This is a genomic window from Methylomagnum sp. (genome assembly GCF_054333355.1).
In genome coordinates this window covers 1-8,094 of the sequence record NZ_JBTEKS010000199.1, presented here as the reverse complement: position 1 = coordinate 8,094, position 8,094 = coordinate 1, and the positions used below count along the sequence as shown (strand labels likewise).

The 8,094-nt window shown below is 60.5% G+C and carries 8 protein-coding genes; 7 read left to right on the top strand and 1 reads right to left on the bottom strand.

Features of this window, described 5'->3' with window-relative positions; genetic code table 11:
• The 5 genes from rsxC to ACXWUF_RS14470 all read left to right on the top strand — a co-directional run.
• The coding region (rsxC, locus tag ACXWUF_RS14490) for an electron transport complex subunit RsxC (RefSeq protein ID WP_458495358.1) at positions 1–987 on the top strand (987 nt) is incomplete at its 5' end.
• Complete coding sequence (locus ACXWUF_RS14485) at positions 984–2,054, top strand: RnfABCDGE type electron transport complex subunit D (RefSeq protein WP_458495357.1); 1,071 nt, start codon at positions 984–986, stop codon at positions 2,052–2,054. The genes rsxC and ACXWUF_RS14485, both read left to right, overlap by 4 nt.
• Entirely contained in the window at positions 2,051–2,758 is a 708-nt protein-coding gene (gene rsxG / locus ACXWUF_RS14480; RefSeq protein ID WP_458495356.1) for an electron transport complex subunit RsxG, read from the top strand. The genes ACXWUF_RS14485 and rsxG overlap by 4 nt, the downstream gene beginning before the upstream one ends.
• Before the next feature lie 79 nt (positions 2,759–2,837).
• Positions 2,838–3,530 carry an electron transport complex subunit E gene (locus ACXWUF_RS14475; RefSeq protein ID WP_458495355.1) on the top strand — a complete coding sequence of 231 codons (693 nt, stop codon included), beginning with the start codon at positions 2,838–2,840 and terminating at the stop codon, positions 3,528–3,530.
• 29 nt (positions 3,531–3,559) lie between these two features.
• On the top strand, positions 3,560–3,838 hold the full coding sequence (locus ACXWUF_RS14470; RefSeq protein WP_458495354.1) for an RnfH family protein: 279 nt from the start codon (positions 3,560–3,562) through the stop codon (positions 3,836–3,838).
• Between the two features lie 106 nt (positions 3,839–3,944).
• Here the strand turns inward: ACXWUF_RS14470 and ACXWUF_RS14465 are convergent, their stop codons facing one another.
• Entirely contained in the window at positions 3,945–4,562 is a 618-nt protein-coding gene (locus ACXWUF_RS14465; RefSeq protein WP_458495353.1) for a Crp/Fnr family transcriptional regulator, read from the bottom strand.
• A gap of 832 nt (positions 4,563–5,394) precedes the next feature.
• On the opposite strand from ACXWUF_RS14465, the gene ACXWUF_RS14460 reads away from it, so the two are divergent.
• Both ACXWUF_RS14460 and ACXWUF_RS14455 read left to right on the top strand, forming a co-directional pair.
• Complete coding sequence (locus tag ACXWUF_RS14460) at positions 5,395–5,820, top strand: hypothetical protein (RefSeq protein WP_458495352.1); 426 nt, start codon at positions 5,395–5,397, stop codon at positions 5,818–5,820.
• A complete protein-coding gene (locus ACXWUF_RS14455; RefSeq protein WP_458495351.1) occupies positions 5,804–8,089 on the top strand; it encodes a putative bifunctional diguanylate cyclase/phosphodiesterase in 2,286 nt (761 codons plus the stop codon). The genes ACXWUF_RS14460 and ACXWUF_RS14455 overlap by 17 nt, the downstream gene beginning before the upstream one ends.
• Positions 8,090–8,094: the final 5 nt, after the last annotated feature.

Below are 8,094 nucleotides of genomic sequence, written 5' to 3'. Positions count from 1 at the left end.
TATCTGACCTGCGACGACCGGCTGATGCGCGAACGGGCCGAAGCCATTGTCGATGGCATCCTCATCATGCTGCACGGGCTGCAATGTAATAAGGCCATCGTCGGCATCGAGGACAACAAGCCCGAAGCTCTCGCGGCCATGTCCCAAGCCGCCGCGCCCCACGGCGGCAAGGTCGAAATAGCCCAAGTGCCGTCGCTCTATCCGATGGGCTGGGATAAACAATTGATCCGCTATCTCACCGGCAAGGAAGTCCCGGCGGGCGGGCGGGCCACCGACGTGGGCGTGTTGATGCACAACGTCGGCACGGCTTACGCCATCCGCGACGCCATCCGTTTCGGCAAGCCCTTAATCAGCCGTATCGTGACCATCAGCGGCGGGGCCATCGGCGAGCCGCGCAATGTGGAAGCGCCCATCGGCACCCGCTTGACGGACTTGCTGGCCTACTGCGGCCACCAGCCGGAACAGACGGCCCGTTACATCATGGGTGGCCCGATGATGGGCGAAGCCCTGCCGCATCCGAACGTCCCGTTGGTCAAGGGCGCCTGCGGCATCCTGGCCCTGACGGCGGAAGAAATCGCCGCCTCCGACGCCAAATCCTGCATCCGCTGCTCCCGCTGCGTCACCGCCTGCCCGGTCGGCTTGCTGCCCCTGGAAATGATGACCCGCATCCGCGCCGGTCAATTGGAATCGTCCCTGGGCTACGGCTTGATGGACTGCATTAGCTGCGGCTCCTGCTCCTACGTCTGTCCGTCGGAAATCCCGCTGGTCCACTACTTCAAATATGCCAACGGCGAACTGATTGCCCGGCAACAGGCCCAGCACAAGTCGGAACAAACCCGCCGCTTGGTCGAGGAAAAACAGGCCCGGCTGGATCGCATTAAAGAAGAGCAAGCCGCCCTCGCCGCCGAACGCAAGGCCCAGGCCGACGCCAAGAAAGCGGCCCAACAGGCCGCCGCCGCCGCTAAAAAGAAGGGGGCCGCCGCATGAATCGCCATCCCCTGAGCGCACCCTTCACCCGGGCCGACAGCCCGGTGCAATCCATCATGCGGGTGGTGATCGTGGCGCTGATTCCCGCCACGGCGTTCGCGTTCGTGATGTTCGGCTGGCCCGCGTTCTACATTTTTGCTGTCACGGCCTTATCAGCCATGGCGTTTGAAGCCGCCTGCGTGGCAATGGCCGGGAAGCCGGTGCGGCCCACCTTGATGGACGGCTCGGCACTGCTAACCGGCTGGCTCATCGCCATGACCCTGCCGCCGTGGGCACCCTGGTGGTTGGGCGTGACCGGCTCCGCCCTCGCCATCGTGGTGGGCAAACAGGTGTTCGGCGGTCTCGGCCAAAACCTGTTCAACCCGGCTATGCTGGCGCGGGTGGCCTTGCTCGTGTCCTTCCCGTTGGAAATGACCACTTGGGCCACGCCGACCGCGCCGTTTTCATCCGCCGCGCCCGGTCCTTTGGATAGCTTGGCGATTACCTTTGGCGGACAGGCCGTGCCCGATGGACTCACCGGGGCCACCCTGCTTAGCCACATTAAAACCGAGTTCTCGCAAGGCCGGGGATTGGGCGAGTCGCTGGTGTCCGGGGACTATGGGTTCTTCAGTTCTTTCATCGGCTGGACTCGGGGCAGTCTGGGCGAGACTTCGGGGCTGTTGATTTTGCTAGGCGGGCTGCATTTGCTGCGGGAGAAAGTCATCACTTGGCATATCCCGTTTTCCCTGCTGGGCACGGTGGCCCTGCTGTCCTTCATATTCATGCTGGTGGACGGCGACCGTTATCCCGGCCCGTTGTTCCACCTGACCTCCGGCGCGGTGATGCTGGCGGCGTTCTTCATCGCCACCGACTACGTCACTTCGCCCAATAGCCCGCTCGGCCAAGTTATCTTCGGCGCGGGCTGCGGACTCATCATCTACGTGATCCGCACTTTCGGCGGCTACCCGGAAGGGGTGGGCTTTGCCGTGCTGTTGATGAATTCCCTGACGCCGGTCATCGACCATTACGTGCGGCCCCGCATCTATGGCCGCGACCGCAAAGGCCAACCGCTGGAGTTGAGCGAATGAGCAGCATCATCGACCGGGAAGCCCTCAAGCAACTCGCCGCAGAACGCTGGCAAACCCTCCGTCGCCAGTTCGACGACCTGGACAATCTCCGGCAACGGCTGGATTACCAGACTTATTTACTGGCCGCTGCCGGATTGGTGGCCAGCGTGTTGCTGGGGTTCGGCGATTTGGCGACCCGTGGCTCCATCGCCCAGCGCCAAGCGGAGGACATGAAGGCGACGCTGGAACAGGTGTTGGCCCGCGACCTCTACGACAACTCGCTGCTGGATGATTCCAAAGTCATCCCGAAAGACGCCGAACCGACCTTGGGTGAAACCACGGTCTATGTCGCCCGCAAGGCGGGTGAAACCACCGCCGTGGCCTTCAAGCTGGCGGCGCAGGGCGGTTATTCCGGCCCGATTACTTTGATGATGGGCGTGGACCGCGACGGCAAAGTGCTGGGCGTGCGGGTCATCGCTCACGCGGAGACGCCGGGCCTGGGTGACAAGATCGAGCGTAATAAATCGGACTGGATTCTGGCCTTCGAGGGCCGCTCCCTGGACAACACCACGCCGGAGCGCTGGAAGGTGAAGAAGGACGGCGGTGATTTCGATCAGTTCGCCGGGGCCACCATCACGCCGCGTGCCGTGGTGCGCGGGGTGGAGTCGGGCCTCTCGTTCTTCCAGCGGCATCGGGATGAGCTGTTAGCAAAAAAGCGATTGTAGGTCGGGCTTTAGCCCGACGCCGGACGCAGCAAGGTCAGGCTGAAGCCTGACCTACAACGGCACACGCGAGAGGCGAGGCATGAACGAAGAATTCCGCAAAATTACCCGCGACGGTCTGTGGGACAACAACATCGTGTTCAGCCAGAGCATCGGCCTGTGTCCGCTGTTGGCCGTCACCGGCACGGCCACCAATGGCTTAGGCATGGGCCTCGCCACCACGGCGGTGATGGTGATCTGTAGCGCGATGATTTCCCATGGCCGGGCGCTGATTCCGCCGGAAATCCGCATCCCCATCTTCGTGGTGCTGATCGCCATGGTGGTGACGCTGGTGGACATGGTGATGAACGCCTGGATGCACGAAATGCACAAGGTATTGGGCCTGTTCATCCCGCTCATCGTCACCAACTGCGCCATCCTGGGCCGGGCCGAAGCCTTCGCTTCCCGGCAGGCGGTGGGCGCGTCCACCATGGACGGGTTGATGATGGGGCTGGGCTTCACCCTGGCCTTGGTGGCGCTCGGGGCGGTGCGAGAAGTCCTCGGCGCGGGCACCTTATTCGCCGACGCCACGCTGTTGATGGGCGATTCGTTCCATTGGCTGGAAAGCGTGCTGATTCCGCAATACCGGGGCTTTTTGTTGATGGCCCTGCCGCCGGGCGGATTCTTGGCGCTGGGATTCATTCTGGCGGGCAAGAAGGTTTTGGACCGCAAGCTCGCGGCCCGCGCGGCGGCTCCGAAAGCCGTGGTCGGAACCGAGGAAGCGGTGGCGGGTTGATTTTGATTTGATGTAAGGAGAAATCCCCCATGAACATCGGCGTGTGTTACGCGGAAGCCGACCGCCAGCTTTGGATGCGGATGGAGATTCCCGACGGCAGTTCGGTGAAGGAGGCCATCCAGCATTCCGGCATTTTGAAGCGCTTCCCGGAAATCGACCTGGACACCCAGAAGGTGGGCATCTTCGGCAAGCTGGTGAAGCTGGACGCCCCGATTAAGGAAGGCGACCGCATCGAGATTTACCGGCCCATCATCGCCGATCCCAAAACCGTGCGGCGGCGGGAAATCGCGGATGATGACGAGGATTGAGCGCGGGCAGGAAAGTCGCGGGAGCGGTTTTTAGCCAGTAACAAATAACAGCCATTTCCAATCATGGGCTTGAAGCCCATTCCCACCGCCCAAACTCGTCACGTAATCAACGGGCACGGCTCGCTAAAGCCGCGAGTTTCCCATAATCACACAAATAGCGGTTGGCCCGGACGTTGGTCAGCACGCCCTGCTTCTGGAAATCCCCCATTATTCGGCAAACGCTCTCGCAGGCCACGCCGAGAATCGCCGCCATATCGCTCCTTTTCAGCAGCGGCACCTCTTCTTGAGCGTCCCGTCCATCCACCAGATACAGAATCAGTCGGGCGATTTTTTCCTGTAAGGCGCCGGTGGCGAAATCCAATATCCATCGCTCCGCTTCGTTCAGCACATGCGACCAGCGCCCACCCAGCCACAGGCAAAAGTCCGGGTCTTCCTGAGCCAGTAACTTCAACTTGGCTAAAGGAATGCGCAGGATTTCGGTTTCCATCAGCGCATAGGTTCTGTGCCGATAGGCGCGGTCCCACAACAGTTCGATGCCGATCATGTCACCCGGCTTCGCAAGGCGCAGAATGCGTTGCTCACCATTGGGGAGGTATTTGACGCATTTCACCAAACCCGTGGCGACACACAACACCACCGAGCCAGCCCCTCCCGCATCCTGAATAACCTGTCCCGCAGAATAAGCGACCCGAACCATGGGGATGTTCCGGGCCAAGATTGGCATGATACATGGCTCGACCTGGGCCTGAACTGCAGTGGTGCATTTCGAGCTTTTTTGCAAGCAACCAAAATCACATTTAAGAATCTGTTCCACTAGCCAGCCATCCCATTAATTTTTATTAGTCCACATGAAAAAATGAATGCAATTAGTATCGGGTAACTAGCGTTGTGGTGTATTAATAACCCTTATAAATAGCCTTTTACCTGCCACGAACATGAGAGCTTAGGTCAAGCAAATTGGTATAAGATATGGACAGGCAAAAATTTTTGTTCTATTTTTGCAAATAGCGGCATACCATACGTATTTCTACGCATCAAATCAACCAGCCAGTTGCTAACAAATATCAGTGCGGTCTGGCACCACCCATAACATGATTAACTGTACGATTATTATGCTATTGCATAGCTTGTTGAATTTGCTTTTAAGGAAGCTCGGCGAGCGCCAGCCATTATCCCGTGATGATGCCCCCGCCTTGGAGGCTTTAATTCCAAAGTCTTTGCCATAGGGCTTTTAGCTCATAAGAATTGGGGCGCGTCTTGCCCATGAAATCACGCCTTAGCCGCGTGACCCACAAGACAAACATTTGCAGGCAAGTAAATAATTACAAGAACACATGAGGACATAATACTTATGTCAATGACCAATATAGCCAAATTTGCCCGGCACACCAATGCCCCTTTCACCGCACCCTCAAAGCGGGACGGCCTGCCGTGCGAATCCGGCCCGCAAGCGATTCATACCCACCGATTTTGCCCGGCATCTAAGGCGCGCCGTGGAAAATATCGGTCGACCCAATTGAATCGCGATTAATTGGGCCATTAGGGGAAGTGGAGCTATGTCGAAGTGCGTCCGTGCGAATTTCTCGACGCCAGCGGAGTCCGGGTGGCTGGAACCATTGACGGACCGGCGGGCCGATGGGGTGGACAAGTTGCGGCTGAAAGCCATCGTGCATGAAATCGCCCTCCCCCATCCGCGAGACGCCGTGGTGCTGGGACGCCAAGCCCCGGTCGGCTACGTGGCCTTCCACAGGGCGCTTGAGCTACTGGTCGCGACGCCCTACGACCCCATCGAGATCGAGGACGAAACCATAGGCAACATTTTGGTGAGGCAGGCGCTGCTGCGCCGGATTCCCCGCGATTGCCTGATTGATTTCACGCTGCGTCGGATCAAGCCCTTGATGGGGGTCGATGATATGCTGTCCCTGGAACTGCGCACAGAAATCGCGGTCACGGAGGGCGGCGGCGATGGCGGTCAAAGTTAAGGACGCACTCTGCGCCAAGACCCGCCTCGAGCGGGTGGACGCTCATGACCGACCCAGTTCATGCCATATCCCCGGCACGGTGTACGCCGTGTTCCAGCCGCTGGAATGCGCGGGCACCGGCAGAAAATTCCTCGGGCTGGTGACGGAGCGGGAAATCGCCCGCTTTCCCCGGCGGATTTTCGCCGATTTGATTTCATTCAACGCGCCGCCCTACGCCTCGGATCATTTGCTGGAACTGGCCTGCGGACTAGAGGACTCCGGCTGGGCCGACGGGGAATTGCCCCGGCCCGTAATCGCGGAGGACGGCGCCTTCCTCGGAATTGTTTCCCATAACAGCGCGTTCGCCGCCCTATTCCAGTGGCAGCGCTCGTTATTGGAAGAGACCCAGCGGACCAACCGCATATTGGAAGAAGACCACGCCCATTTGCGGGCCTGGTCCACTCATTTGATGGATTTGCACGAGGCCAGCCGCACCCTGCTGGGTTTGCTGGCCCAGACCACCCTGCATCAAGATTTATTGCAGGGCGGCATCGAAGCCCTCGCCAAAGTCTTGCAGGCCCGCTATGGCGCCATCGGCATACTCGACGAGGACGGCGAGCGCTACAAGCTGTTCGTGTTCACCGGCATGAGCTACGAGCAAGCCGCCCATATTGGCCGGTTTCCCGAGGGCAAGGGGCTGCTGGGGGTGGTGGTCCGCGAGAATCAAGCCCTGCGCCTCGACGACATGCGCAAGGATCCCCGCAGCGTTGGCTTCCCCCCCAATCATCCCCCCATGTCCTCGCTGCTGGCGGTGCCGGTGTCCTACCGTTCCCGCGTCCATGGCCGCATTTATCTCAGCGAAAAACTGGACGGCAGCGCTTTCACGGCGGGCGACGAACTCCTGGCGTCCAGCTTCGCCCACTCCCTGTCCCTGGTGCTGGATAACGCCCTGGAAATGGAGGAAATCCACCGGGCCAAGCAACGGCTGGACTACATGGCCCATTTCGACCACCTGACCGGCCTGCCCAACCGGGAGCTGCTGTTCGACCGCATCGAACAGGCCATCGCCTGCGGGAAGCGCAACGGTAGCCAGGCCGCCATCCTGTTTCTCGACATCGACAACTTCAAGAGCATCAACGACACCCTGGGCCACATCTACGGCGATCAATTGCTGAAAAGCGCCGCCGACCGGCTCCGGGACTGCGTCCGGTCCTGCGATACCGTGGCCCGTCTGGGCGGCGACGAGTTCGTCATCCTCCTGACCAATCTGAGCGGCCCCCGCCATGCCCTGCTGGTGGGGGAGAAATTACTCGCGGCGCTGAACCAGCCCTTCGTGCTGGACAATGAATACGAGAGCTTCGTCAGCGCCAGCATCGGCATCGTCATTCACCCGGCGGACGGCGACACCTGCCACGCCCTGCTAAAACACGCGGACACCGCGATGTACCACGCCAAGAGCCTGGGGCGGAACAATTGCCAGTTCTTCGAACCGGCCCTGAACACCCGCATTTATCAGCGCTTGGAAAAGGAAAAGCACCTGCGCCGCGCCTTGGAAAACGGCGAACTGTTCCAGTGCTATCAACCGAAGGTGGATTTGGAGACGGGCGCGGTGATCGGCGTGGAAGCCCTGCTGCGCTGGCACAGCCCCCAGCTTGGCCCCATCGCGCCCGCCGAGTTCATCCCCATCGCCGAGGAGACCGGACTCATCCTCCCCATCGGCCAGTGGACGATCAAGACCGCCTGCGCCCAGGCCAAGGCCTGGCACGATCTGGGACACGAGCATCTGACCGTGGCGGTCAATTTGTCGCCGGTGCAATTCCGGGATGCGCAATTGGCGGAGACGGTCAGGCGGGCCTTGGCGGACACCGGCCTGCGGCCTTCCGCCTTGGAATTGGAAATCACCGAGAGCGTGCTGATGCAAAGCACCGAGCGCAGCGCCGCGCTACTGATGGAGTTGAAGGGGCTGGGGGTCACGTTCTCGCTGGACGATTTCGGCACCGGCTACTCCTCCCTGAGTTATCTGAAACGCTTCCCCATCGACTGCCTGAAGATCGACCAATCCTTCGTGCGCGACTTGACCGGCAACGCCGACGACCTCGCCATCGTCACCGCCATCATCGCCATGGCGGAGAGCCTCAATCTTTCCACCGTGGCGGAGGGGGTGGAAACCAACGAGCAATTGGAGTTGCTGCGCGGTCGGGGATGCATTCTGGCTCAGGGCTTCTTGCTGGGCAAGCCGACCAGCGCCGAGGAGATTACCCGGCTGCTGGTGGCCGGGAAAGGCCCGTAGCCCGT

Excerpts from the sequence above, each read along its gene's own strand:
- ACXWUF_RS14485 (WP_458495357.1), top strand. The coding sequence starts at position 984 with ATGAATCGCCATCCCCTGAGCGCACCCTTCACCCGGGCCGACAGCCCG.
- rsxG (WP_458495356.1), top strand. The coding sequence starts at position 2,051 with ATGAGCAGCATCATCGACCGGGAAGCCCTCAAGCAACTCGCCGCAGAA.
- ACXWUF_RS14475 (WP_458495355.1), top strand. The coding sequence starts at position 2,838 with ATGAACGAAGAATTCCGCAAAATTACCCGCGACGGTCTGTGGGACAAC.
- ACXWUF_RS14470 (WP_458495354.1), top strand. The coding sequence starts at position 3,560 with ATGAACATCGGCGTGTGTTACGCGGAAGCCGACCGCCAGCTTTGGATG.
- ACXWUF_RS14465 (WP_458495353.1), bottom strand. The coding sequence starts at position 4,562 with ATGCCAATCTTGGCCCGGAACATCCCCATGGTTCGGGTCGCTTATTCT.
- ACXWUF_RS14460 (WP_458495352.1), top strand. The coding sequence starts at position 5,395 with ATGTCGAAGTGCGTCCGTGCGAATTTCTCGACGCCAGCGGAGTCCGGG.
- ACXWUF_RS14455 (WP_458495351.1), top strand. The coding sequence starts at position 5,804 with ATGGCGGTCAAAGTTAAGGACGCACTCTGCGCCAAGACCCGCCTCGAG.